We start from the raw sequence: 25,798 nt of genomic DNA on the forward strand, positions 1-25,798 counted from the left end.
TGTAAGAAATTCTCTTAAAGACGCAGACGTCCAGTTACAGGAGGCGCAGTGGGTAGTCACGCCAGCTCGAGGATCTCCAAGGTTCTCGTGGCCAACCGCGGCGAGATCGCAGTCCGAGTGATCCGGGCGGCCCGCGACGCCGGCCTGGCGAGCGTGGCCGTCTACGCCGAGCCGGACGCGGAGGCACCGCACGTCAGCCTCGCCGACGAGGCGTTCGCCCTGGGCGGCCAAACCTCCGCCGAGTCCTACCTGGACTTCGGCAAGATCCTGGATGCGGCCGCCAAGTCCGGCGCCAACGCCATCCACCCCGGCTACGGCTTCCTGTCCGAGAACGCCGACTTCGCCCAGGCGGTGATCGACGCCGGTCTGATCTGGATCGGGCCCAGCCCGCAGTCGATCCGCGATCTGGGCGACAAAGTGACCGCCCGCCACATTGCCGCCCGCGCCCAGGCCCCGCTGGTGCCCGGCACCGCCGACCCGGTCAAGGACGCCGACGAGGTGGTGGCCTTCGCCAAGGAGTACGGCGTGCCGATCGCCATCAAGGCGGCCTTCGGCGGCGGTGGCCGCGGCATGAAGGTGGCCCGCACCCTGGAAGAGATCCCCGAACTGTTCGAGTCGGCCACCCGTGAGGCCGTGGCCGCGTTCGGCCGTGGCGAATGCTTCGTCGAGCGCTACCTGGACAAGCCCCGCCACGTCGAGGCCCAGGTGATCGCCGACCAGCACGGCAACGTCGTCGTCGCCGGCACCCGGGACTGCTCGCTGCAGCGTCGCTTCCAGAAGCTCGTCGAGGAGGGTCCCGCGCCGTTCTTGACCGACGCGCAGCGCAAGGAGATTCACGAGTCCGCGAAGCGGATCGTCAAAGAGGCGCACTACTACGGCGCCGGCACCGTCGAATACCTGGTGGGCCAGGACGGGCTGATCTCGTTCCTGGAGGTCAACACCCGCCTGCAGGTCGAGCACCCCGTCACCGAGGAGACCTCGGGCATCGACCTGGTGTTGCAGCAGTTCAAGATCGCCAACGGCGAGAAGCTGGACATCACCGAGGACCCCACGCCCCGCGGCCACGCCATCGAGTTCCGGATCAACGGCGAGGACGCCGGCCGCGGCTTCCTGCCGGCGCCTGGTCCGGTGACCAAGTTCCACCCGCCGACCGGCCCCGGCGTCCGGTTGGACTCCGGTGTGGAGACCGGTTCGGTGATCAGCGGCAATTTCGACTCGATGCTGGCCAAGCTGATCGTGTACGGGGCCGACCGCAACGAGGCGCTGGCACGCGCCCGTCGCGCACTGGACGAATTCCAGGTCGAAGGCCTGGCCACCGTCATCCCGTTCCACCGCGCCATCGTGTCCGACCCGGCATTCATCGGCGACGACAACGGCTTCAGCGTGCACACCCGCTGGATCGAGACCGAGTGGAACAACACCGTCGAGCCGTTCACCGGCGGTGAGGTTCCGGACGAGGAAGACGCCCGGCCACGGCAGAAGGTGGTCGTCGAGGTGGACGGGCGCCGCGTCGAGGTCTCGCTGCCGGCCGACCTTGCGCTGGCGGGCGGGCCCAGCACCGACGCCGTCGGCGCCGTGCGGCGCAAGCCCAAGCCGCGCAAGCGTGGTGCCCATGGTGGCGCCACCGCCTCCGGCGACGCAGTGACCGCTCCCATGCAGGGCACCGTGGTGAAGGTGGCCGTCGAAGAGGGCCAGGAGGTCACCACGGGCGATCTGGTGGTGGTCCTGGAGGCGATGAAGATGGAGAACCCGGTCACCGCGCACAAGGACGGTGTCATCACCGGACTGGCGGTCGAAGCGGGGGCCGCCATCACCCAGGGCACCGTGATCGCCGAGATCAAATAACATCGCGACGGCTTGTCGAGGCCTCGACGAGGCCTCGACTAGACCTGTGATGGTTTGAGCAGCGTTTAACGCACCGATCGGTTAAGGGCTGTCTTCCCTGTCGCGATCCGGGTAGGGTCAAAGGAAGGTTGAGTTCACAGCCGCCCGGACTCACGTCTCTCATCTACGTCAGGCCGCACAAGGGGCCTTATTTTTCCCCATTCTTCAAAGCGGTCGTTCGTTGCACTGCGTGGTCCACAGCATCTATTTGCTAGACGACTGAGGAGTCAACAATGTCCGTAACCCACACTTGGCAAAAGAGCGGCACCGCAGAGTTCACGGCTCGATGGGGTCCGTCGACCGGCGTGATCATCGCCGACGGCGAACTCGACGCGTCGAACGCCGACCTGCTCGCCCAATTCGTGCATCGCTGCAGTCAGCACCGCGATCGCCTCGTCCTGGACCTGCGTGGCCTGGAATTCATTGGCACGGCCGGATTTTCGGCTCTGCACCGAATCAATGTCGCATGCTCGGAAGCCCAGGCGGACTGGTCGATGATTCCCAGCGCGGCGGTGACGCGATTGCTGCAAATCTGCGATCCGGACGGTTCGCTACCGATCCTGCATCTGGACGGCGACACGGACGGCGCGGAGCCGGAAGGCGTGGAACAGGGCCTGCTGGGACCTACTGCAGCTGGTCCCGGAGTCGCGTTAGCGACTTAGCCAGTAGGCGGGAGACATGCATCTGAGAGATGCCGACCCGCTCGGCGATCTGGGTCTGCGTCATCGACTCGAAAAACCGCAGGACCAGTACCATTCGTTCCCGTTCGGGCAATGCCTCGAGCAGGGGGCGGAGGGCCTCCCGGTTCTCGATCTGATCCAAGCCGGTGTCGACGTCGCCCAGGGTGTCCGCGATCGCACGGGCGTCGTCGTCTTCGTTGCCGCCGCCGCTGTCGATGGACAGGGTGTTGTACGAACTGCCGGCCACCAGGCCTTCCACCACCTCTTCCCGGTCCATCCCGAGTTCAGCGGCGAGCTCGGTGGCGGTCGGCGCGCGGCCCAGCCGCTGCGACAGATCCGCGGTGGCGGTGCCGAGTCGCAGGTGCAACTCCTTGAGACGCCGGGGCACCTTGACCGACCAGCTGTTGTCCCGGAAGTGCCGCCGAACCTCGCCCATGATGGTGGGCACCGCGAAGGAAACGAAATCAGACCCCGTCTCGACGTCGAACCGGACTACGGCATTGACCAGGCCCACGCGCGCGACCTGGACGAGGTCGTCTCGCGGCTCGCCGCGGCCTTCGAACCGGCGAGCGATGTGATCGGCCAATGGCAGGCATCGTTCCACGATTTTGTCCCGGTGCCGCTGAAACTCCGCGCTATCGGGACCGAAAGTGGCCAGCTCACGAAACATGTCTGGCACATCGGCGTATTCGTTAGGTCGGGATTCAGAACCGCCGGCAGCACGCGCTGTCACCTGGTCGTCACCTGCTGGGGGCCGCCCGCCGGGCCGTCAACGAGATGCCGAAGACGCTCCCGGTTGCATCGGGCCGCCGACCGTCGTGGAAAGTCTGGACGTCATCAGCCAGCGAGGTTAAAACATGCCAACTGAAACTCCCCGGTGCCACCACGTCGTGGGTGTCACACGCTGCGGACGCCTCTACCACGAGTTCGTCGTCGCGCGGATCGACGACGAGGTTGAGGGTGGCGCCGGGCGTGGCCGAACGGATCAACCGCGTACACACCTCGTCCACCGCCAGCCTCAGGTCCGCGACGGCGTCGAAATCCAGGTCCTCGAAAGTGCCGATGGCACCGACCAGCGTACGCAGCATCGCCAGGTTCTCCAGGCGTGCAGCAACATTGAACTCAACGGCGCGTAGCCCCCGTTGGCGCCCATTGTTACGCGGATCCGCATCGGTCATCTGGCCTCCCGGCAGTATTTGGGCGACAACACTCCCGCCTTCAATCCCGGCTTCGACCTCGTGATCCAGCCGGTTGTTCATGATTGCCACCGGGTATTCAACCAGCTAACGGCCAGGTAGACACGACCGACACAAAGATCGCGGGGACAAGGGGTTGACGCAGACATGCCGGTGCTCATCATGGTGCTCTCTTAATACCCCGCCACCAGGGTCAGCGAAACCAGGTTTGCCCGCTGAGTTTCAGCGAGGTGTGCAGGCATGCGCCGACGCGATGCGGGGCAGGCCAAGTAGCTCGCCAATTAGCTCGACGTAGCGCGTTGGCGGGGCCGACTCTCCGGGTGGGCGGCATAAAACCGCTCCTCGATGCGGCTGACGCGACGGTTCTCCACGGCGAACCACAGCGCACCGGCGATCAACCCGAGCGCGGAAATAACTATCGTCGTAGCGAGCCACTCGTAGTGTCGGTAGCCGGCGGCCACCGCGGTGCTGATCATGCCGAACGCCGATACAGCAAACAAAATCAAGCCCGGCCAGAAGAAATTGTCCTTCATGACGAGGCCGGCGTGCGGCAGCGTGGTGCGCAAGTAATCCGTCGGATCGTGATGCGTATCGCCCATCACGTCTCCTCTCCTACGGGACGAGACAAATGAAATGCTACCTACTTCGGGAGTACCAGCGAAATCCCGAATGTGCACGTGCCAGCGCGCCGGAACGAATAAGCGTGGGCGCACACACTTTGTGTCAAACCGAGACGGCGTTCTGGCGGTCGAACAGGTCGGGCAGAGAAATCGCCCCAATTGTCGTGACCAGCCACACCAGCACGGTGGTGGCCACCCAGGAGGCGAAGCCGCCGATGTTGACCCCGTCGGTCAGTTCGGCCGCAAGAACCAGGGCGAGGAGGGTCAACGCCAGACCGCTCCCGCCTAGAAGCAGGGATGCGTATTCATGCGGCAACTTCAAGATCAAGAACGACAGCAGCGCCTGCGCGACCGAGAACAACACCAGGGCGACGACGAACCCCGACGCTGACAACGAAACTCTGGGAACAATCCACGCCGCCAGCATTAGTCCGATCGCCCACACAATTAGAAGCACAGCTAAGCGTACGAGAATTTGCCTCATGCAATAAGCGTAGGACTTCGAAGTATGACTGGGAAGAACACGCGTTGTCCGATCAAAGCGCCAAATCCGAATTGGGCCGCAATGCGGCGAACCCCGACCCAGAAGCTCCGACCCAAGAGGCCCCGACCCAAGAGGCCCCGGTTCAAATGGCCAGGAAGGGTCCGGCGATCGACGGGGCGCCCATGGAAGCGGTCAGCATCGTCAGACCCAACAGGAACCAACCCGCTCCGTTCCAGCCCCACCAGGTGCGCTCCTCGCACCGCGCCAAGTAGGTGCGCAGGAACGCCCACAGCCCGCCGCCCAACAGGATCAGCGGTCCGCCCAGCGCCAACGCGGTTCGCTGGGGTGCGCCGCACGCCACCGTGTCGCCAGTCATGCCAGGACAGGTGCTCACCCATAGGGCGGCCAAAACGACGAAGCCCAGGCCGGCAAGCGTGGCCACTACTGCAAACCGGATTGCGGCGTGGACCTCACCGTCCTCCAAGCCCAGTCGATCACCCGGTGATCGCTCGCGCGCCTCCTGCATCGAAGCCCCTCTGTCGCGTTCGCCCGCTGCTGCGGATCAATGACTACGTCGCGTGGGCCGCCTGGTTAGTTACACCCGTCTGGCCAGCCGGCGGCCACTTTTGTGTCCAATACCCTGCGCGATCCCCGGTAAAACCGCATTTTCGCCTCGCCGCGGCGGCGCTACCACCGCCGCTGCGGCTACCACTTATCGAGTGCGTTTCTTGTTGCGCCGACTGCGGTTCGATCGCCGTACCAGAATGCCCGGAGGTGACACCGACGCCCGCAGCCGATTTGACTTGCGTTGAATAACGTTGTGCCGCCATGGGTTTCATCCGCGCGCGCTCGACCAGCGCCGATATTGCTGCTCGATGGCGCCCGTCGTCGGCCCCGGAAGAAAGTTCGGGTAAAAAACGCATTTGCCCTGAGCGCTTAAACGACATGAGTAGTATCTCTGCTTATGGCGACAGCCAGAAGGCGGTTATCCCCGGAGGATCGACGCGCCGAACTGCTCGCCCTGGGGGCGGAAGTTTTCGGGAAGCGACCTTACGACGAGGTTCGGATCGACGAGATTGCCGAACGCGCCGGGGTGTCGCGCGCGCTGATGTACCACTATTTCCCCGACAAGCGGTCGTTCTTCGCCGCCGTCGTGAAGGACGAGGCCGATCGGCTGTACGCAGCCACGAATACCGAGCCCGCACCCGGCATGACGATGTTCGAAGAGATCCGCACCGGCGTGCTGGCCTACATGGCCTACCACCAGCAGAACCCCGAGGCGGCCTGGGCCGCCTACGTGGGCCTGGGTCGGTCGGACCCGGTTCTGCTTGGCATCGACGACGAGGCCAAGGACCGCCAGATGGAACACATCATGACCCGCATTGGCGAGGTCGTGAGTGGAATGCCGGACACGAGCGCGCTGGACGCCGAAATCGAGCGCGACCTGAGGGTGATCATCTACGGCTGGATTTCGTTCACGTTCGAAATCTGTCGCCAGCGGATCATGGACCCGACGACCGACGCCGAGATGCTCGCCGACGCTTGCGCCCATATGCTGCTCGACGCCATCGCCAGGGTGCCCAACATTCCGGACAAGCTGGCCGAAGCCATGGAAACCGCACGCGACCTGCCACAACGGTAATTTGTCGGTACCCGTTGGCACGATGGGTTAGGTGAGCTCCGCGCACGGCGAACCTGCCCCCTCTTCGGCGGCCCAGTCTTTGCAAGCACTGGACCGCTTCAGTGCGCTCACCCGCGACTGGTTCGCCAGCACGTTCGCCGCGCCTACCACCGCGCAGGCCAGCGCCTGGGACGCGATCGCCGACGGCGACGACACCCTGGTCATCGCGCCGACCGGTTCCGGCAAGACGCTCGCCGCCTTCCTGTGGGCTTTGGACAACCTGGCCGCCCAGGCCGGCACGGCGGCTGACCAGCCGGCCGGCACCCGCGTCCTTTACGTTTCCCCGCTCAAGGCGCTCGCCGTCGACGTGGAACGCAACCTGCGTACCCCGTTGGCCGGGCTGACCCGGCTGGCCGAACGCCGGGGACTGCCCGTCCCGAACATCAGCGTCGGGGTCCGGTCCGGCGACACTCCCCCGACGCTGCGCCGTCAGCTCATCGCTCGCCCACCCGACGTGCTGATCACCACGCCGGAATCGCTGTTTCTGATGCTGACGTCGGCCGCCCGCGAAACCCTGGCCAACGTGCAGACGGTCATCGTCGACGAGATCCACGCCGTCGCCGCCACCAAGCGCGGCGCGCATCTGGCGCTGTCGCTGGAACGCCTCGACGAACTCTGCGGCGCGGCCCGCCCACAGCGCATCGGGCTGTCGGCGACCGTGCGGCCGCCCGAGGAACTCGCCCGGTTCCTGTCCGGCGTAAACCCCGCAGCCCGGACCACCGTGGTCGCTCCGCCGTCGAGCAAGACCGTCGAACTGTCCGTGCAGGTCCCCGTGCCCGATATGGCCAACTTGGAGAACAACACCATCTGGCCCGATGTCGAGGCGCGACTGGTCGACCTGATCGAAGCGCACAATTCCACCATCGTGTTCGCCAACTCACGCCGACTCGCGGAGCGACTTACCGCGCGCCTCAACGAGATTCACGCTGAGCGGTCGGGAATGGAACTGCCTTCCGCCGGCAACCCGCAGGTCGCGGGGGGCGCGCCGGCCTATGTGATGGCGAGCGGCCAGACGTTCGGCGCTCCGCCTCTGCTCGCCCGCGCACACCACGGATCGGTCAGCAAGGAGCAGCGGGCCATCGTCGAAGAAGACCTCAAACGCGGTCAGCTCAAGGCGGTGGTGGCCACGTCAAGCCTGGAGCTCGGCATCGACATGGGCGCGGTCGACCTGGTGATCCAGGTGGAGGCGCCTCCGTCGGTGGCCAGTGGTTTGCAGCGCATCGGGCGGGCCGGTCACCAGGTCGGCGAAATATCGCGCGGAGTGCTGTTTCCCAAGCACCGCACCGACCTGATCGGCTGCGCGGTGAGCGTGCAGCGCATGCTCGGCGGCCAGATCGAGACCATGCGGGTGCCCAGCAACCCGCTCGACATCCTGGCGCAGCACACGGTGGCCGCGGCCGCGCTGGAGCCGCTGAACGCGGACGCGTGGTTCGACACTGTACGGCGCAGCGCCCCCTTCGCGACGCTGCCGCGCAGCGTGTTCGAAGCCACCCTGGACCTACTGTCCGGCAAGTACCCGTCCACGGAGTTCGCCGAATTGCGGCCACGCTTGGTGTACGACCGCGACACCGGCACGTTGACCGCGCGGCCCGGCGCGCAACGACTGGCCGTCACCTCTGGCGGCGCCATTCCCGACCGCGGGTTGTTCACCGTCTATCTCGCTTCTGATTCTGAAAAGCCTTCGCGGGTAGGCGAACTCGACGAAGAGATGGTGTACGAATCCCGTCCTGGAGATGTCATTTCGCTGGGCGCCACCAGTTGGCGGATCGTCGAGATCACCCACGATCGGGTGCTGGTCGTGCCCGCCCCGGGACAGCCGGCCCGGTTGCCGTTCTGGCGCGGCGACGATGTCGGCCGTCCCGCCGAGCTCGGCGCCGCCCTCGGCGCGCTGACCGGCGAGCTGGCCGGCTTGGACCGCGAGTCCTTCGGCAGGCGCTGCGCCGAACTCGGATTCGACACCTACGCGATCGACAACCTCTGGGTGTTGCTGGACGACCAGCGCACCGCCACCGGCGTGCTGCCCACCGACACCACCCTGCTGGTCGAGCGGTTCCGCGACGAGCTCGGCGACTGGCGGGTGGTGCTGCATTCGCCCTACGGCCTGCGGGTGCACGGGCCGCTCGCGCTTGCTGTGGGACGGCGGCTGCGCGAACGTTACGACCTCGACGAGAAGCCGACCGCCTCCGATGACGGCATCGTGGTGCGGTTGCCGGACACCGGAGACGACGCGCCCCCCGGTGCCGAGCTGTTCGTCTTCGACGCCGACGAGATCGACCCGATCGTCACCGCCGAAGTGGGCGCCTCGGCACTGTTCGCCTCCCGATTCCGGGAATCAGCCGCCCGCGCCCTGCTGCTGCCACGCCGACACCCGGGTCGACGCTCACCCCTGTGGCACCAACGGCAGCGCGCCGCTCAACTGCTCGAGGTGGCCCGCAAATATCCCGATTTCCCGATCGTGCTCGAAACCATCCGCGAGTGCCTGCAAGACGTCTACGACGTCCCGACACTGACCGGGCTGATGACAGCGATCGCCCAGCGCCGGATACGGGTGATCGAAACCGAGACCGCCAAGCCCTCCCCCTTCGCCGCGTCGCTGATGTTCGGCTATGTCGGCGCGTTCATGTACGAGGGCGACATCCCACTGGCCGAACGACGCGCCGCGGCGCTCTCGCTGGACAGCACGCTGCTGGCCGAACTGCTCGGCCGCGTCGAATTGCGCGAGCTGCTGGATCCCGACGTCATTGCCGCGACCGGGCGCCAGCTACAGCATCTCTCCGACGACCGGCGCGCCCGGGATGCCGAGGGGGTCGCCGATCTGCTTCGGTTGCTGGGTCCGCTGACCGAAGACGAGGTCGCCGAGCGGTCGAGCGTGTCTTCGCTCAACGCTGATGTCGGCGGCTGGCTCGAAGGTCTGCGCGCCGCCCGACGTGCGCTGACGGTGTCGTTCGCCGGGCGCACCTGGTGGGTGGCCGTCGAGGACATCGGCCGGCTGCGCGACGGCGTCGGCGCCGCCGTTCCGGTGGGTCTACCGGCCAGCTTCACCGAGGCGGTGGCCGATCCCCTGGGCGAGCTCGTCGGTCGTTACGCCCGCACGCACACCCCGTTCACCACCGCCGAGGCCGCCGCCCGGTTCGGCCTGGGGTTGCGGGTCACCGCCGATGTACTGGGCCGGCTGGCCAGTGACGGCCGGTTGGTGCGGGGCGACTTTGTCGTAGCCGAATCCGTTGGCGGCGCGGGGTCCGAACAATGGTGTGACGCCGACGTCTTGCGCATCCTGCGCCGCCGCTCGCTGGCGGCGTTGCGAGCTCAGGTCGAGCCCGTCAGCACCGCGGCCTACGGGCGGTTCTTGCCCGCCTGGCACGAAGTGGGCACCTCCGGCGCATCCGGCTCATCGGGCGTCGACCGGTTGTTGTCGGTGGTCGACCAGCTCGCCGGCGTGCGGATACCCGCCTCGGCGCTGGAACCGCTGGTGCTGGCCCCACGCATCCCCGGCTACGCGCCGGCGATGCTCGACGAACTGCTGGCCACCGGCGAGGTCACCTGGGCGGGTGCCGGGTCGATCTCGGGCAGCGACGGCTGGATCACGCTGCACCCGGCCGAGGTGGCGCCCTTCACGCTGGCCCCACCCGCCGAGATCGACCTCACCGACGCCCACCGCGCAATCCTGGACAGCCTGGCCGGCGGTGGCGGGTACTTCTTCCGGCAACTCATGGCAACCGGGTTGCCCGAAGCGGAGCTGAAAGCCGCACTGTGGGAACTGATCTGGGCGGGCTGGGTCACCGGCGACACCTTCGCGCCGGTACGCGCGGTGCTCGGCGGCGGGCAGGGCGCCCGGAAGCGGTCGGCACCCGCGCACCGGGCACACCGCCCCCCGCGGTTGAGCCGGTACAGCATCGCGCACGCGGCCACCCGCGCCGCCGACCCGACCCTGGCGGGACGATGGTCGGCGCTGCCGTCCCCCGAACCCGATTCCACGCTGCGCGCGCACCACCAGGCCGAGGTGCTGCTGAACCGACACGGCGTACTGACCAAAGGCGCGGTCGCCGCCGAGGGCATTCCCGGCGGATTCGGCACGGTTTACAAGGTTCTGAGCGGATTCGAGGAAGCCGGCAAGTGCCAGCGGGGGTACTTCGTCGAGTCGCTGGGCGGCGCACAGTTCGCCGTCGCCTCGACGGTCGACCGGCTGCGCAGCTACCTCGACAGTGTCGACCCCGAACGGCCCGAATACCGCGCGGTGGTGCTGGCCGCCGCCGACCCGGCCAACCCCTACGGAGCCGCCCTGCCCTGGCCCACCATCGACGACCACGCCGGCGCCCGGCCGGGCCGCAAGGCGGGAGCGCTGGTGGTGCTGGTGGACGGCGAGCTCGCCTGGTTCCTCGAACGGGGCGGACGATCGATGCTCACCTTCACCGAGGATCCCGCGGCCAACGGCGCGGCCGCTCTGGGGCTCGCCGAATTGGTCACCGCCCGGCGGGTCGCGTCGATCCTGGTCGAACGCGTGAATGGGGTGCCGGTGCTGAACCCCGACGCGCCGGACCGCGTGACGGCCGCGGTGACCGGCCTGCTGGACGCCGGCTTCTCACGCACGCCACGCGGCCTGCGGCTACGGTAGGCCATGCCCGAGGGCGACACCGTGTGGCACACCGCCGCCACTTTGCGTGAGCACCTGGTCGGCCGCACGTTGACCCGCTGCGATGTGCGGGTGCCGCGCTTTGCCACCGTCGACCTCACCGGCGCGGTGGTGGACGAGGTGATCAGCCGGGGCAAGCATCTGTTCATCCGGGTCGGGCCGGCCAGCATCCACTCGCACCTGAAGATGGACGGTAGTTGGCGGGTCGGCAACCGACCCGTGAAAGTGGATTACCGCGCCCGGATCGTGTTGGAGGCCGGCGATGTCCGGGCGGTGGGGGTCGACCTGGGAGTTCTGGAGATTCTGGATCGGGACCATGACGTCGACGCTGTCCATCTCGGTCCCGATCTTCTGGGCGAGGACTGGGATGCCCAAGCCGCGGCGGCCAACCTGGTTGCCGATCCCGACCGGCCGCTGGCCGAAGCGCTGCTCGACCAGCGGGTGATGGCCGGTGTCGGCAACGTCTACAGCAACGAGCTGTGCTTCATCTTCGGGCATCTTCCGACCGCGCCCGTCAGCGCCGTCGGCAATCCGTTGCGCCTGGTCGCCCGGGCCCGAGAGATGTTGTGGGCCAATCGTTTCCGCTGGAACCGCTGCACCACTGGCGATACCCGGCCCGGCAGGCAATTGTGGGTGTACGGCCGGTCCGGCCAGCCCTGCCGACGTTGTGGGACCCGCATCAACTACCGCACCGCCGAGGGTGGCGACGAGCGGGTGACGTACTGGTGCCCGAAATGTCAGCGCTGAGGCCGGGAGTCAGTCGCGGGCCCTAGTCGCGCCCGTGCGTCAGAAAGAACTGGGCGATGACCTGCGAGCTGTCGAATGTCCGCGTGGTGAGTCCGATGACCGATTTCGGCAGATACTGCTTGGCTCCCGGCCAGGTGTGTCCGCCGTCGTCGATCTGATAGAAGACGACCTCGGTCCCATCCTTGCAGCCCGTGGAATCAAAACGGCGAACCCGGGTTCCGTCCCTGACGTCGGGCAGGTTCTGCACCGACGGTGCGCCCGTACACCCGTCCACGGCGCGCCACCGCTCGAGGGAACTGGCGACGGAAATGGCCTGGCTGATCCCGCCCCGGCCCCGGACCTTCCCGCCGTTGAACGGCACGATCCGATCCGCGGTGCCGTGCGCCGCCAGCACCGACACCGGCCGCGACGGGTTGCAGGGCACCCCGACACCCAGCGTTCCCGATATCGGCGCAATCGCGGCGAACAGGTCGGCGCGGTCGCAGGCCAGCCTGTTGGACATGAACCCGCCGTTGGACATGCCGGTGGCGAAGATGTGTCCGGCCGGAACCTTGAACTCCTTCTGCACCCTTTCCACCAGGGCGACCAGGAATCCGACATCGTTGAGATGGCGACGGTCGGCCGGTGCCGCCCCCCGGCCGTCGGCCCAACTCTTGTCGTAGCCGTCGGGATAGACCACGACCAGGTTGGCGGCATCGGCGACGGAGTTGAAACGCGTCAGGTTTTGTTGACCGATTCCGGTGCCGCCACCTCCGTGCAGGTTGAGGACCAGGCCAACTGGCTCCCCTGGCGGCACGTGCACGACGTAGGTGCGCTTCAACTTGTCATAGTGGAACGACCCGGGCACATCCCGAGCACCAGCGGCCGATACCTTCTGCTCCGCACACCCGGTCGCGCTGGCAGCGCACACCAGAAGAACGGCAAGCGACAGCAATCGCGCCCAGAGCATGCAGCCAAATTACCGACCGCACCCGCACATGTGTTGAGCGCCTCCACATGTCGCCGGCTGTCGGCACGCGGTTCAGGCCGGGTTCACACCGGCTTTACACCACGACTACACCACGACGGAAGCGCCGCGTTCCAACTCGATGATCCGGTCGGCCATGCCCCGCCGTTCCATTTCCCGGGTGAAGTCGGAAAGCGGTGACGCGAAGACGCCATAGTCATCGAAGTGCACCGGAATCATTTTCGGCAGGTCGAGCAACTCCACCAGCCCCGCACCTTGTTTGCCATCCATGGTGACCGTGAGGCCGAAGGGGAGCCGCCTGCCGGCGGGCAGCCGGGTTCCGCCCAGATGCAGCAGACCGACGTCTATCGAATCGAATTGCACTGGAATCTCTTTGAGTTCATCGACGAGCAGGGTGTCGCCGGATATATAAATCCGCCGTCGCCGGTCGCCGTCGCCACCGTCGCCGTCGCCAACGGCGACGAAATCCAGCATGGTGCCCATCACCGGCGGCAGCAGTCGGTGCGCCAACGTCGGCGCGTGCCGGCCGGGCAACGACGTCAGCGTGACGGTGAGAACCCCCTTGGTGATGATGTGGCGCTGCCAGGTGCTCAGGCCAAGCGCGTCGTCGAAGCCGCGACGCTGCAGCCGCTTTGCGGCATGCGGGGTCGTCACGATGGGCAGTCCGTGATCGAGGCGCTGCTGCGACACCCGATCCCAGTGGTCGCCATGCATGTGCGACAGCACAACCACGTCGATCGGCGGCAGCTGCTCGATGCTCAGCGCCGGTTCTTTGCGACGCTTCGACACCAGCCCGTAGCCGAGGTATGCGCGCTGCCCGCGGTGCAGGAAATTCGGATCGGTCAGGATCGTCAGCCCGCCCGCCCGGATCAACGTGGTGGCGTTGCCGATGAAGGTCACCGTGATATCCATCGCGAATGGCTACCCCTGTGCTCGTGATCCCAAGCGCCGGCCTAGCGTCGCGTCATCCCCCAGACGGAGATCGGGGTATGAACGTCCCGACGATTTCCTTGCCCATCGCCAGGTCTTCGTACTTCGGGTCGGTGCGCTTGCGCCAACCGCTGCCGGCCGCGATCGGCGGGGCCATTATCGGCGGGAGCATCGGGAAATCGGCGTCCCCCACGGGAAGGGGGGAGGCTGCCGAAGCGAGTTGCACCGGCGTATTCGCGCTGACCAGAAGGCCCGTGGCGGCGGGCGGTGCCGACAGGCTGCCCAGCTGAACGGCAGCGCCCATCGTCGCCGCCGGTGCGCCGATCCCGCTCAACGCCTCGGCAACGTCGGCCAAGCCGCCCGCCGCGCCGCTCAGGGCAGACTCCCCTTCGGACAAGCCCTCGGCGATATCCGGGGCGAGTCCCGTCAACGCCTGGGCCGACGTGAATTGTGCGAAGTAGCTGAGCATGTTGATCGGGAATCCCGACGAGACCAACTGGTTGACGTAGGTGTTGGCCAAACCAAACCAGCCCTGAGTCGGATCGAAGGTGACGCCGACGCCCTGCAGGAGCCCATCGAGCGGGGAGACTGGCGGGGCGACCGCGGCCGGGGGCGCCGCGGCCGCCGCGTTGGCCAGCGCGGACGTGGCTTGCGCGGACCCTACGGATGCGACGGCCGTCTGGACGGCGTCGGTTTGGGCCGCCGTCCCGCCAGGATCGACCACGGTCGGTGGTGAGGAGAACAACGGCAGGTCGAGGGCTTGCGCCGTCGCCGCCTTGTAGCGGTACATGGCCGCGGAGTTGTTCACCCACATCGCTTGGTACTGGGCCTCGTTCTCGGCGATGGCGGCCAGGTTCTTGCCGAATCCGTTGGTGGCCACCAACTGGGCCAACTGGGCCCGGTTGGCGCTGACGACCGAGGGATGCACCACCGCCGCGAGGGTCGAGTTGAATTCCGCCGCAGCGACCTGCGCCGAGGAACTCAACTGGTGACACTGCTGGGCGGTGGCTCGCATCCAGTTGAGAAAAGGACCGGCGGCATCGATCATCGCCAGGGTCGACGGTCCCCGCCATTCCCCGGCCAGCGTAGACAGCACGGACGCATGGTTGGCGGCGGCTTCTTCCAGGTCGGTGCCCAGGTTCTGCCATACCCCGGAGGCGACGACCAGTGATTGCGCACCCGGTCCCGAGTGGATCAGCGCCGAGGTCACCTCAGGCGGCAGCGTTGCGAACTCCATAGCACCTCACAATGACGACCGTAGGAAAATTTCACGAAGTTTTTGTTAAACACGCAGGCTAAAAGCGCAGAAATATTGCGCGTCGTCGATCCGCTACCGGACCTTCGGCGGTCAACTGATGGCGTTGACCGCCGTGGATAATCGCGACCTGAACGCGTCCGGAACCGGAGCGTATCCGTTGTCGACCAGACCGTTCTGGCCGGCGCTGATGGCGCTCTGCAGGAACGCCCTGACCGCCGTGCCCGTCTGCACGTCGGAGTACTTCGAGCACACCACCTCGTAGGTCGCCTGCACGATCGGGTAAGAGCCGGGCTGGTTGGGCCGGTAGAAGGAGATGGTGTCGAGGGCCAGGTCGTTGCCCTCCTTTGCGAACCAGGCACCCGAGATCGTCTTCCCGACCGAGTCTGCGCTCAACACCACCGGTTCCGGTCCGGCCGCGGTGATGATCCGGGCCGTCGCCAGGTGGTGCGCTTGGGCGAACGACCACCCGACATAGGTGATGGAACCGTCGGCGTTGGCGACGGCCGCGGCGGCACCCTCGTTGCCAGTGGCACCCTCGCCGACGCCCCCGTTGAATCTTTTGCCGGCGCCCTTGCCCCATGCGCCGTTGCCGGCGGTGTCGAGGTAGCGCTGGAAGTTTTCCGAGGTGCCGGACTCGTCGCTGCGGAAGACGACCCGGATGGGCTGGCCGGGTAGCGTGGCACCTGGATTCAGCGCGGCGATCGCGGGGTCATCCCAGGCGGTGATGGCACCGTTGAAGATTTTCGCCGCGGTCGGTCCGTCGAGGCTCAATGACGTCAGACCGGTGACGTTGTAGGCGATGACAATTGGGCCGAAGACTACCGGCAGGTTCCACACCGGGGAGCCGCAGCGCCGCTCCGCCTTGGCGTAGTCATCCTTGGCCAGGGGTGCGTCCGAGCCAGCGAAATCGGTTCTGTTGCTGATGAATTCGTTTATTCCGGCGGCCGATCCGGTGCCCGTGTAGGTCATGGACTGGCCCGGGCAGGCTTGTTCGAAGGCCTTGGCGAAACGGTTCATGGCATTTTCCTGGGCCGTGGAACCACTGGCCTTCAGCGTCGGTTTGCCGCCGCAGGCTACTCCCGGGGTCTGGGTCGGGTCAGCGGTCGGGGCGGCGCTGCCGCACGCCGACAGCGTCACCGCAGCGGTGGCGATGACGCTCAGGGTGAGACCAAACCGATTGCAGTTCAACTCAATTCCTCAAGGCAAGCAGGCTGCCCGACCCGCAGCCACGAGGCATGGTAACAAGCCCGCTCGCATTGCGACCATCCTCAACCAACACCGAAGGCAACCGAAGGCGTGCATTCAGAGTTTGTTCGCCACCTGTACACAACCCGGCTACCTGCGATGTTCGCACCGTCAGGAACGGTCGTGTAATGATCGGAATGTAAGCAGCGTGTTACATCGGCAGGTCAGCGGGGAGGTTGTCGCGATGTCCATCGACCGTGTGCGCACACCTATGCCCGCGCGATCGCTACGGCTGGGACTCGTCGTGCTGGTCTCGTTGCTCGGCCTGGTGGCACCGACGGCCCCGACGGCACGGGCCGACGGAATCGACGACGAGTTCCTGAGCGCAGTGAAGTCCAGGGACATCAAGTTCGCCTCGCCGCAATCCGCGATCCTCGCCGGGCACCAGGTATGCAATGAACTCGACCAAGGCAGGCCCAAGGCCGACGTGGCAACCGATCTGGCCAACAGCGGCCGGTTGGACGGCTACCACGCCGGCTTCTTCGTCGGCCTGAGCATCGCCGCGTTCTGCCCTAGACACCATGGCTGACTAGGGACTGACTAGGGACTGCCCCGTCGGCAAACAGCGCCGACGCATCCCGGACTAGTTCGCCGCGCCCCGTCCGACCGCCTGGATGGATGCGTGCTCGTGCAGCGCATGCTCGGCGGCAGGCGGAACCGGCTTGAGGTCGAAGATCACCTCTTTCACGGTTCCGGTGAATGCATACGGGGCCTTGTCCTCGTAGTCGCGGTCGACAACCAAACCGTTGTCGCGACCGACGTCCATTCCAGCGTAGGACGTGAACGCCAGGCTCACCGTCCGCGGCAACTCACCCTCGCCGATCAACCGATCGTCAGCCCAAAGCGTAACTCGCCCACCGGAACCCACTACCGGCTGCGCGGTCTCGAACAGCAGGCGCACCGTGACGTCGCCCGTCGGGATCGGCTCAGTGGACACCTGTCGATAGGTCTCGACACCAAGGAACGAATAGGTGTGATGCAGGCGATGCTCCTCGTCGACCCACAGGGCGAATCCGCCCATGAAGTCGGCGTTGGCGACGATCACCCCCTGCGCCCCACCCTCCGGAACGTGCAGGCGCGCCTCGATCGCGTAGGAGCGACCGAAAATGCGCGGCACCATGCCGCGCTGAATGTTCTGCACGCCCCCTTGGAAGCTGAACCGGGTGGTGGTGGGCAGCGGCGGCAGGTCGCCGTACATCACCGCGAGCCCGCCGAGGATCGGCAACACCCGGTTTCTCTCCGCTTCCTGCCACCACAGCTCTTGCAGCTCGGCAAGTTTGTCCGGGTGTTTGTCGGCCAGGTTGTGCGCCTGCGAGAAGTCCTCGGGCAGGTAATACAGCTCCCAGACGTCTTTGTCAGGGTCGTATACGCCGGGCGCAAAACGCTGCATCGTCTGCGGCGACAGGTCCCACGGCGCCTTGTCCAGCCGGGCGCACGCCCACCAACCGTCCTTGTAGATGGCACGGCTGCCGAAGTTTTCGAAGTACTGCAGGGTGTGGCGCTCTTCGGCCGCCGGGTCGGTGAAGGTGTGCAGGAAGCTGGTGCCGTCCATCGGTTCCTGCTCGATGCCGTCGACGGTGTCCGGTTGCGGTAATCCGATGGCCTCCAACACCGTCGGCGCGATGTCGATGCAATGGGTGAACTGGTCGCGGATCCCGCTCCCGCGCGGGATCCGACTCGGCCAGGCGACCACCATGGGGTCGCGGGTGCCGCCCAGATGGCTGGCCATCTGCTTGCCCCACTGCAGCGGCGTGTTATTCGCGTGCGCCCAAGGCGAAGCGAAGTGCGGGGCGGTGAACTCGTCACCCAGCGCTTCCATCCCGCCGTACTGCTCGATGAGCTCCAACTGGTGCTCGGCGTCCAGGTCGAGGCCGTTGATGAACGTCATCTCGTTGAACGAACCGGTATTGGTCCCTTCCATACTGGCACCGTTGTCGCCCCAGATGTAGAAGATCAGCGTGTTGTCCAGCTCGCCGAGGTTGTCGATCGCGTCGATCAGTCGGCCGACGTTCCAGTCGGCGTTCTCGGAGAATCCGGCGAACACTTCCATCTGCCGGGCAAAGAGCTTGCGTTGGGTCTCCGAGAGGCTGTCCCACGCCGGGAACAGGTCGGGCCGTTCGGTGAGCTCGGTGTCCGGCGGGATGATCCCGAGTTGCTTCTGACGCTCGAACGTCTTCTGCCGGTACACATCCCAGCCTTCGTCGAACTTCCCCTTGTACTTGTCAGCCCACTCCTTGAACACGTGGTGCGGCGCGTGGGTGGCGCCGGTCGAGTAGTAGATCATCCAGGGTTTGGTGGCGTTCTGGGCGCGCACGGTGTGCAGCCACTCGACGGCCTTGTCGGTGAGGTCGTCGGGGAAGAAATACGGCTTGCCCTCTGGCGCTTCCGGTATCCCGATGACCGAGTTGTCCTGGCTGATGATCGGGTCGTACTGTCCTGCGGCGCCGGAGGGAAAGCCCCAGAAGTGGTCGAATCCCCAACCCAGCGGCCAGTTGTCGAATGGGCCGGCCGCACCCTGGACATTGTCCGGAGTGAGGTGCCACTTGCCGAAAGCGGCTGTCACATAGCCGTTGTCGCGCAAGATGCGGGGCAGTGCGGCACAGCTGCGCGGCTTGACCGTCGAGTACCCCGGGTACGGACCGGGGAACTCGCAGACCGAACCGAAGCCGACACGGTGGTGGTTGCGGCCGGTCAACAGCGCCGCCCGGGTCGGCGAGCACACGGCGGTCACATGGAAACGATTGTAGGCCAACCCATTTTCTGCAATGCGTGTCAGCGTCGGCGTCGAGATGCCGCCACCGAAGGTGTCCGGACCGCCGAACCCGGCGTCGTCGATCAGCACGATCAGCACATTCGGAGCGCCGTCGGGGGCGCTGGCTCCGGGGACGATCGTCCAGTCGCCGACCGACTCCCCTACCGTGCGGCCGATCGTGCCGCCGAAACTGCGCTGGGCTATCGGCAGCTTGGTGCGGTCCGGGTTGAACTTGCCCATCGCCTGCTCCAACGCCGAAGTGAAGCTGCGTAGGTTCGTATGGCTAAGTTCGGCAACCGATTTCATCGGCGAACCGGCCAACGTCTGCTGCACCGCAAGCCGCGCCGGCGCGGGGGTTACGGCGATGATCAGGCCGCTGCCCGCCGCCAGCGCTTCCCCGATCTTCTCGGCCAACCCGCTCTTGATCCGGTAGTTCGCAAAGGTGCCCGCCGCCGCGCCGGCGGCCGCGCCCAGCAAGGTCGAAGCCAGCAGGGCCGGCGAGAACAGGCCGACCGCCAAGCCCGCCCCGGCGCCCCACGCGGCGCCCCGGCGGCCCAGCCGATTTCCGGTGTCGAGCAGCACGGCGTTGCCGTCCGCGTCCTTGCCCACGAGCACCGCGCCGTGCAACTCGATCGCCTTGGATTTGGCCTTGCCGTTGAGGTTCTCGAAGTCCCGCCGCGCGATGTCAATGTTCTGATATCCGGCGACAATGACAAGTGCGTTGTCTTCACCCATGCCTTAACTCCCTGTTGCTCATGAACTCCCGGTGTGACCCGGCGATCGGATCGACGAACTCGATGCGCTGCGCCAGCAGCTGTAGCGGCGTGCTGAAATCGTCATCTGGAACCGCTACCACGTTGGGATACAACGGATCTCCATAGATCGGTATCCCCAACGAAGCCATCTGCACCCGCAACTGATGGGTTCTTCCGGTCCGCGGTGTCAGCCGGTACAAGCCGTCGGGTGCCACCAGTTCGACCAGCGTCTCCGCGTTGGGCGGGCCCGGTTCGGTCACCGCCTGTAAGTTGCCTCGGCGCTTGACGATCCGACTACGGACCACCCGCGGCAGCGTGAGCGTTGGATCCACCGCCGCCCGGGCCAGATAGGTCTTGGCCACCGCGCCACGGGCGAACATCGTCTGGTAGGGGCCGCGAAGCTCGCGCCGGGTGGTGAACAGCAGCACCCCGGCCGTCAGCCGGTCCAGCCGGTGGGCCGGGCTCAGTTCGGGCAGTTCCAGCTCCCGACGCAGCCGCACCAGCGCGGTCTGCGCGACGTGGCGCCCGCGGGGCATGGTGGACAGGAAGTGGGGCTTGTCGACAACCACGATATTCGCGTCTTGATACAGCACGGGTATTTCGTACGGCACCGGAATTTCGTCCGGCAGGTCCCGATACAGGTAGACGCTGGCCCCGGCGGGCAGCACGGTACGGTCGTCAACCACTTCGCCGTCGGCGTCGACCACTTCTCCGGCAAGGACTTTCGTCCGCGCCGCGTCCCCGAACCGGCCGGCCAGCTCGGCCAGCACGGGTCCGCCGCGCAGGCGCACCCGTGCCGGTCCCAGGCCGTCGCGAACCGGCAGTGGCGCGGCCCTCACGACAGTCTCATCTGGCTCAATCGAGCGGCACCGGCTCGAGGATCTCAGCCCGCGCCTCGGGGGCACTGGCCCGCAGCATGTCCGCCGAAACGTCGTCGGGCTGCGCTTGGGACAACACCTCGGCCTCGACCCGCGCCTTGTAGTTGGCGACTTCGCGTTCGACGTCCGAGGGACTCCACCCCAAGACGGGGGCGACGATCTCGGCGACCTCGCGGGCGCAGTCGACCCCACGGTGCGAGTACTCGATGGAGATCCGCATCCGGCGCGCCAAGATGTCCTCCAGGTGCAAAGCGCCCTCGGCGACGACGGCGTACAGCGCTTCCACCTTCAGGTAGCCCGGCGCCTCCGTGATCGGGCCGAGCAGGCTGGAGTCTTTGACCGCCAGGGCCAGCACCTCGTCGATCAGCGAACCGTAGCGGTCCAACAGATGGCGAACCCGGTAGGGGTGCAAACCCCTTGTCGCACCGACCTTCTCGGTCTGATTGACGAGCGCGAAGTAGCCGTCGGCGCCCAGCAGGGGCACCTTCTTGGTGATCGACGGGGCGACCCTGGCCGGAATGAATTCCGCCGCGGCGTCGACGGCGTCGGCGGCCATCACCCGGTAGGTGGTGTACTTCCCGCCCGCGATGGCGACCAGGCCGGGCGCGGGCACGGCCACGGCGTGCTCGCGGGACAGTTTGGACGTCTCCTCGGACTCTCCGGCCAGCAACGGCCGCAGGCCGGCGTAGACGCCGTCGATGTCGGCATGTGTCAGTGGGACGGCCAGCACGGTGTTGACCGTGCCGAGGATGTAGTCGATGTCGGCCTTGGTGGCCGCCGGGTGGGCCAGGTCTAGATTCCAGTCGGTGTCGGTGGTCCCGATGATCCAGTGGCTGCCCCACGGGATGACGAACATCACCGACTTCTCGGTGCGCAGGATGATCGCGACGTCGCTGACGATGCGGTCACGCGGCACCACCACATGCACGCCCTTGGACGCGCGCACCTTGAACCGGCCGCGCTGTTTGGACAGCGCCTGGATTTCGTCGGTCCACACCCCGGTCGCATTGATGACGACGTGGCCGCGCACCTCGGTGATCGAGCCGTCCTCAGAGTCGCGGACGCGAACGCCGGTGACCCGATCTCCTTCGCGCAGCAGCGCCACCACCTGGCTGGAGGATCGCACCACGGCGCCGTAGTGCGCGGCGGTGCGCGCGACCGTCATGGTGTGCCGGGCGTCGTCGACGACGGTGTCGTAGTAACGGATGCCGCCGATCAGCGAACTGCGCTTCAGACCGGGGCTTAGCCGCAGGGCGCCGGCGCGAGTGCAATGTTTCTGCGCGGGAACGGATTTCGCTCCGCCCAGGCTGTCGTAGAGGAAGATGCCGGCGGCGATGTACGGGCGCTCCCATAACCGTTTGGTGAGCGGAAACAGGAACGGCAACGGCTTGACCAGGTGCGGCGCCAGCGTGGTCAGCGACAGCTCACGCTCGTAGAGGGCCTCGCGCACCAGGCCGAACTCCAACTGCTCCAGATAGCGCAGGCCCCCGTGGAACATCTTCGACGACCGACTGGAAGTTCCGGAGGCGAAGTCGCGCGCCTCGACCAGCGCCACCTTGAGGCCTCGGGTAGCGGCATCCAGCGCGCTTCCGGCGCCCACCACGCCGCCGCCGATGACCACCACGTCGAATTGTTCGGTACCGAGCCGATCCCACGCCAGCGCGCGCTGCTCGGGCCCCAGCGCCGCGGGCCGCAGGACCTGCTCGCTGTTTGGTCCGTCAATCGGGATGCTCACGACTAGGTCTCCCGTCGGTTACTGGTCGGTACGCGTTGCTCAGGTAAGGCTAGTTCGTCGGGCACGTCGGAGTTTGCCCTTCAGTCCAGATCGTCGTGTGCCATCAGGCGGCGGGCGGCCTCGGTGATCGAACCCGACAACGACGGGTAAACGGCCAGTGTCTGCGCCAACTCGTTGACCGTGATGCGGTTTTGCACGGCCACGGCGATGGGCAGGATCAGCTCCGAGGCGATCGGGGCCACCACCACGCCGCCGATCACGACACCGGTGGACTGCCGGCAGAAGATTTTCACGAAGCCCTGCCGCAAGCCGGACATCTTGGCGCGGGCGTTGGTGCGCAGCGGCAGCATGATGGTGCGGGCGCTGAACTGTCCCTCGTCGATCGCCTTCTGGGTGACCCCGACGGCGGCGATCTCCGGTCGGGTGAAAACCGTGGCGGCGACCGTTCGCAGCCGGATCGGGCTCACCCCCTCGCCCAGGGCGTGATACATCGCGATCCGGCCCTGCATCGCGGCGACGGAGGCCAGCAGCAGCAGGCCGGTACAGTCGCCGGCGGCGTAGATGCCGGGGACCGATGTGCGCGACACCCTGTCCACCTTCAGGTACTCGCCAGGCTCGATGTCGATGCCAACCCGCTCCAGGCCCAGGCCGCTGGTGTTGGGCACCGAACCGATCGTCATCAGCGCGTGGCTGCCTTCGACGGTGCGGCCGTCGGTCATCGTCACCAGCACGCCGGTGTCGGTGCGGGTGACCGATTCGGCCCGGGCGTTCTTGAACAGCTGCACGCCGCGTTCGGCGAACGACTCCTCCAGGACCGCCGCGGCGTCGGCGTCCTCGTACGGGAGCACGCGGTCACGGCTGGCCGCGACCGTCACCGGTACGCCCAATTCGGTGTAGGCGTGCACGAACTCGGCGCCGGTGACGCCGGAGCCCACCACGATCAGGTGTTCGGGCAGCTTCTTCAGGTCATAGAGCTGGCGCCAGGTGAGGATCCGCTCGCCGTCGGGTTGGGCCGTCGGCATGATGCGCGGGCTGGCGCCGGTGGCGATGAGCACGACGTCGGCGTCATGTTCGGTGACGGAGCCGTCGTCGCCGGTCGCGCGGACCCGGTGTCGGGCCAGGCCGGGCCTGGGGTCGACCAGCTCGCCGCGCCCGGCGACGATCTTGACGCCGACGCTGCGCAGCTGCGTGGCGATGTCGGCGGACTGTTCGGCGGCCAACCGGCGGACCCGGGCATGGATCTGCGGGAGGGAAAGCTTGGCGTCGTCGATGGCGATGTCGAAGCCGAGCCGCGGCGCCCGACGTAGTTCGGTGCGCAGCCAGGTCGAGGCGATGAACGTTTTGGACGGCACGCAGTCGTCCAAGACGGCGGCTCCGCCGATGCCCTCGGAGTCGATGACCGTGACTTTGGTTGTATCGGGGTGCGAGGTGGCGGCGACCAACGCGGCCTCGTAGCCGGCCGGGCCTCCACCGATGATCACGATGCGAGTCACCACAGGCCCTAACCTAGCCCGGCGGCTGGGAAAGCGCTTAGCGCCGCGCAGTGGGCTAGGTCGCACCCGCAGGTGTCCGCAGGTGGCAGGCCAGCTTGCGGCCGGCAGTTCGGCCGGCAGTTCGGCCGGAGACAGGTGCGTGGCGGCGTGTTGTCTAAGATTTCTCCGTGCCGCTATATGCCGCTTACGGGTCGAACATGCATCCCGAGCAGATGCTGCAGCGCGCACCCCACTCGCCGATGGCCGGAACGGGCTGGTTACACGGTTGGCGGCTGACATTCGGCGGCGAGGACATCGGCTGGGAAGGGGCCCTGGCCACGATCGTCGAGGATCCGGACTCCAAGGTGTTCGTCGTCCTCTACGACATGACGCCGGCCGACGAGGCGAACCTGGACCGCTGGGAGGGGTCCGAGTTCGGCGTGCACAAGAAGATCCGCTGCCGCGTCGAGCGACTTTCCAGTGACACCACCACCGATCCAGTCCTGGCCTGGCTTTACGTGCTGGACGCCTGGGAGGGCGGGCTGCCGTCGGCGCGGTATTTAGGGGTGATGGCCGACGCCGCCGAGATCGCGGGTGCCCCACCCGAATACGTCCACGACCTGCGCACCCGCCCCTCCCGCAACATCGGCCCCGGCACGCCCACCTAGCCTGCTCTGGCGCCCTCGCTCGCTATAGCGCCGCGAGCGCGCCCATTTGTACGCGTTTTAGCCCCAAAACCCGGCATTTTGCGGACCCTCGTCAGGTGATTTGCTTGCGCCGCACGTCGCCCTCACGATTGCTCGCGTGCACACGGAGCTCCGTCGCCTACTCCAGGAGCAGGGTGGGGTCGTCACCGCTGCGCAGGCGTTGACGTACCTAACCCGTCGCGGCCTTGAGGCAAAGGTGAAAAGCGGTGCACTGCGGAAGGTCTTGCATGGCGTCTATGGCGTCGGCAACGTGACCACCAGTCTGAAACTGCGCGGCCTGGACTTGGTGACGGGTACCACGGTCGCTGTTTGCATGGGTACCGCCGCTGCCACCTACGGCTTCGACACGGAGCGAACCACGAGTGTGCACGTGCTGAACCCCGATGGTCGTCGTCTTCGTTCGTCCGCTGGCGTGGTGGTGCATCGTCGCCAGGGCACACCGCTGACCGTCGTCCGGGGAAGGCCCGCAACCACCCCACCGTGGACCGCAATCGAAATTGCCCGCAGTTTGCGCCGGCCTCGGGCGCTGGCGACGCTGGATGCCGCGTTGCGTAGCGGTACATGTCTCCGCTATGAGCTTGAGCGGGCTATCGAGCTACAGGCAGGCCGCCGCGGTATTGCCACCGTCCGCGAATTGTTCCCCCTAGCGTCACCGCTGGCCGAGTCTCCTATGGAAAGTGAGGCACGCCTGGTCATGATCGACGGCGGCCTGCCGCCGCCGGTGCTGCAATACGAGCTTGTTGACCTGCAGGGACGCGTCTGGCGGTTGGATTTCGCATGGCCCGAACATCGAGTCGCGGCCGAATACGAGGGCGTCGACTGGCACACCTCACCGGATGCATTTCGTCGGGACCGCAAAAGGGCGGCGGCCGTGGGCGATCTGGGCTGGGTGGTCGTGCCCATCATCGCCGAGGATGTCAGGCATCGACCGGCGGAACTGGTCGCGCGGATCAACCAACGCCTAGTCCGCGCCGCGTGAGCGTCCGCAAATTGCCAGGTTTCGGGGCATTTTTGCGTACAAATGGGCGCGCTCGCGGTCGTTACTTTAGAACTGCGCCGCCTGCTCGATGAGATTGACCATCACCCGCACCCCAATGCCCAGCGCCCGCTCGTCGAGGTCGAACGTCGGCTGGTGCAGATCCAGCTGCGGCCCCTCCCCCGACCACACCCCCAGGCG

The 25,798-nt window shown here is 66.8% G+C and carries 20 protein-coding genes and 2 pseudogenes; 8 read left to right on the forward strand and 14 right to left on the reverse strand.

Features of this window, described 5'->3' with window-relative positions:
- The first annotated feature begins 48 nt into the window (after positions 1 to 48).
- Both BST27_RS18050 and BST27_RS18055 read left to right on the forward strand, forming a co-directional pair.
- Positions 49 to 1,845, forward strand: a complete 1,797-nt coding sequence (locus BST27_RS18050) for an acetyl/propionyl/methylcrotonyl-CoA carboxylase subunit alpha (protein ID WP_069420453.1) — start codon at positions 49 to 51, stop codon at positions 1,843 to 1,845.
- 272 nt (positions 1,846 to 2,117) lie between these two features.
- A complete protein-coding gene (locus BST27_RS18055) occupies positions 2,118 to 2,546 on the forward strand; it encodes an STAS domain-containing protein (protein WP_139805219.1) in 429 nt (142 codons plus the stop codon).
- Here the strand turns inward: BST27_RS18055 and BST27_RS18060 are convergent.
- From BST27_RS18060 to BST27_RS18080, 5 genes are all read right to left on the reverse strand, one after another.
- Positions 2,509 to 3,297: an RNA polymerase sigma factor SigF gene (locus BST27_RS18060; RefSeq protein WP_069420452.1), complete on the reverse strand. Its 789-nt coding sequence runs from the start codon at positions 3,295 to 3,297 to the stop codon at positions 2,509 to 2,511. The two genes, BST27_RS18055 and BST27_RS18060, sit on opposite strands and share 38 nt — an antisense overlap.
- Positions 3,298 to 3,304: 7 nt before the next feature.
- Complete coding sequence (locus tag BST27_RS18065; protein WP_069420468.1) at positions 3,305 to 3,742, reverse strand: anti-sigma factor; 438 nt, start codon at positions 3,740 to 3,742, stop codon at positions 3,305 to 3,307.
- A gap of 299 nt (positions 3,743 to 4,041) precedes the next feature.
- A complete protein-coding gene (usfY, locus tag BST27_RS18070) occupies positions 4,042 to 4,359 on the reverse strand; it encodes a protein UsfY (RefSeq protein ID WP_069420451.1) in 318 nt (105 codons plus the stop codon).
- Between the two features lie 124 nt (positions 4,360 to 4,483).
- Complete coding sequence (locus BST27_RS18075) at positions 4,484 to 4,864, reverse strand: phage holin family protein (protein WP_069420450.1); 381 nt, start codon at positions 4,862 to 4,864, stop codon at positions 4,484 to 4,486.
- 142 nt (positions 4,865 to 5,006) lie between these two features.
- On the reverse strand, positions 5,007 to 5,390 hold the full coding sequence (locus tag BST27_RS18080) for a hypothetical protein (protein ID WP_069420449.1): 384 nt from the start codon (positions 5,388 to 5,390) through the stop codon (positions 5,007 to 5,009).
- 438 nt (positions 5,391 to 5,828) lie between these two features.
- On the opposite strand from BST27_RS18080, the gene BST27_RS18085 reads away from it, so the two are divergent.
- The 3 genes from BST27_RS18085 (at position 5,829) to nei2 (ending at position 11,922) form a co-directional block, all read left to right on the forward strand.
- Positions 5,829 to 6,506 (forward strand): TetR/AcrR family transcriptional regulator, encoded by a 678-nt coding sequence (locus BST27_RS18085; RefSeq protein ID WP_069420448.1) that lies wholly within the window; start codon positions 5,829 to 5,831, stop codon positions 6,504 to 6,506.
- A 79-nt stretch (positions 6,507 to 6,585) separates the two neighbouring features.
- Positions 6,586 to 11,157, forward strand: coding sequence for an ATP-dependent helicase (locus BST27_RS18090; RefSeq protein WP_069420447.1), 4,572 nt, complete (start codon positions 6,586 to 6,588; stop codon positions 11,155 to 11,157).
- Positions 11,158 to 11,160: 3 nt separating this feature from the next.
- Positions 11,161 to 11,922: an endonuclease VIII Nei2 gene (gene nei2 / locus BST27_RS18095; RefSeq protein ID WP_069420446.1), complete on the forward strand. Its 762-nt coding sequence runs from the start codon at positions 11,161 to 11,163 to the stop codon at positions 11,920 to 11,922.
- Positions 11,923 to 11,944: 22 nt separating this feature from the next.
- Here the strand turns inward: nei2 and BST27_RS18100 are convergent, their stop codons facing one another.
- From BST27_RS18100 to pstS, 4 genes are all read right to left on the reverse strand, one after another.
- Positions 11,945 to 12,871, reverse strand: a complete 927-nt coding sequence (locus BST27_RS18100) for an extracellular catalytic domain type 1 short-chain-length polyhydroxyalkanoate depolymerase (protein WP_069420445.1) — start codon at positions 12,869 to 12,871, stop codon at positions 11,945 to 11,947.
- Between the two features lie 105 nt (positions 12,872 to 12,976).
- Complete coding sequence (locus BST27_RS18105) at positions 12,977 to 13,801, reverse strand: MBL fold metallo-hydrolase (protein WP_069420444.1); 825 nt, start codon at positions 13,799 to 13,801, stop codon at positions 12,977 to 12,979.
- A 52-nt stretch (positions 13,802 to 13,853) separates the two neighbouring features.
- Complete coding sequence (locus BST27_RS18110; protein WP_083148570.1) at positions 13,854 to 15,056, reverse strand: PPE family protein; 1,203 nt, start codon at positions 15,054 to 15,056, stop codon at positions 13,854 to 13,856.
- Positions 15,057 to 15,167: 111 nt separating this feature from the next.
- Complete coding sequence (gene pstS, locus BST27_RS18115; protein ID WP_069420442.1) at positions 15,168 to 16,265, reverse strand: phosphate ABC transporter substrate-binding protein PstS; 1,098 nt, start codon at positions 16,263 to 16,265, stop codon at positions 15,168 to 15,170.
- Between the two features lie 241 nt (positions 16,266 to 16,506).
- On the opposite strand from pstS, the gene BST27_RS18120 reads away from it, so the two are divergent.
- Positions 16,507 to 16,851 (forward strand): DUF732 domain-containing protein, encoded by a 345-nt coding sequence (locus BST27_RS18120; protein WP_069420441.1) that lies wholly within the window; start codon positions 16,507 to 16,509, stop codon positions 16,849 to 16,851.
- A 54-nt stretch (positions 16,852 to 16,905) separates the two neighbouring features.
- On the opposite strand, the gene BST27_RS18125 is transcribed toward BST27_RS18120, so the two are convergent.
- The 4 genes and pseudogenes from BST27_RS18125 to BST27_RS18140 all read right to left on the reverse strand — a co-directional run bounded on the left by BST27_RS18125 (position 16,906) and on the right by BST27_RS18140 (position 23,938).
- Complete coding sequence (locus BST27_RS18125) at positions 16,906 to 19,809, reverse strand: arylsulfatase (RefSeq protein ID WP_069420440.1); 2,904 nt, start codon at positions 19,807 to 19,809, stop codon at positions 16,906 to 16,908.
- Positions 19,802 to 20,668: a pseudouridine synthase gene (locus tag BST27_RS18130; protein ID WP_069420439.1), complete on the reverse strand. Its 867-nt coding sequence runs from the start codon at positions 20,666 to 20,668 to the stop codon at positions 19,802 to 19,804. Before BST27_RS18130 ends, BST27_RS18125 begins: the two co-directional genes overlap by 8 nt.
- 16 nt (positions 20,669 to 20,684) lie before the next feature.
- Positions 20,685 to 22,442 (reverse strand): glycerol-3-phosphate dehydrogenase/oxidase, encoded by a 1,758-nt coding sequence (locus BST27_RS18135; protein ID WP_069420438.1) that lies wholly within the window; start codon positions 22,440 to 22,442, stop codon positions 20,685 to 20,687.
- 2 nt (positions 22,443 to 22,444) lie between these two features.
- Positions 22,445 to 23,938: pseudogene (locus BST27_RS18140) on the reverse strand (NAD(P)H-quinone dehydrogenase).
- A gap of 164 nt (positions 23,939 to 24,102) precedes the next feature.
- Between BST27_RS18140 and BST27_RS18145 the strand changes: the two are divergent.
- Both BST27_RS18145 and BST27_RS18150 read left to right on the forward strand, forming a co-directional pair.
- Positions 24,103 to 24,582, forward strand: coding sequence for a gamma-glutamylcyclotransferase family protein (locus BST27_RS18145; RefSeq protein WP_083148572.1), 480 nt, complete (start codon positions 24,103 to 24,105; stop codon positions 24,580 to 24,582).
- A gap of 136 nt (positions 24,583 to 24,718) precedes the next feature.
- Positions 24,719 to 25,600: a type IV toxin-antitoxin system AbiEi family antitoxin gene (locus tag BST27_RS18150; protein WP_069420435.1), complete on the forward strand. Its 882-nt coding sequence runs from the start codon at positions 24,719 to 24,721 to the stop codon at positions 25,598 to 25,600.
- A 66-nt stretch (positions 25,601 to 25,666) separates the two neighbouring features.
- On the opposite strand, the pseudogene BST27_RS31450 reads toward BST27_RS18150, so the two are convergent.
- A pseudogene (locus BST27_RS31450) lies at positions 25,667 to 25,798 on the reverse strand (amidohydrolase); the annotation flags it as partial.

Origin of the sequence: Mycobacterium intermedium, assembly GCF_002086275.1 — a bacterium.
Taxonomy (GTDB): domain Bacteria; phylum Actinomycetota; class Actinomycetes; order Mycobacteriales; family Mycobacteriaceae; genus Mycobacterium; species Mycobacterium intermedium.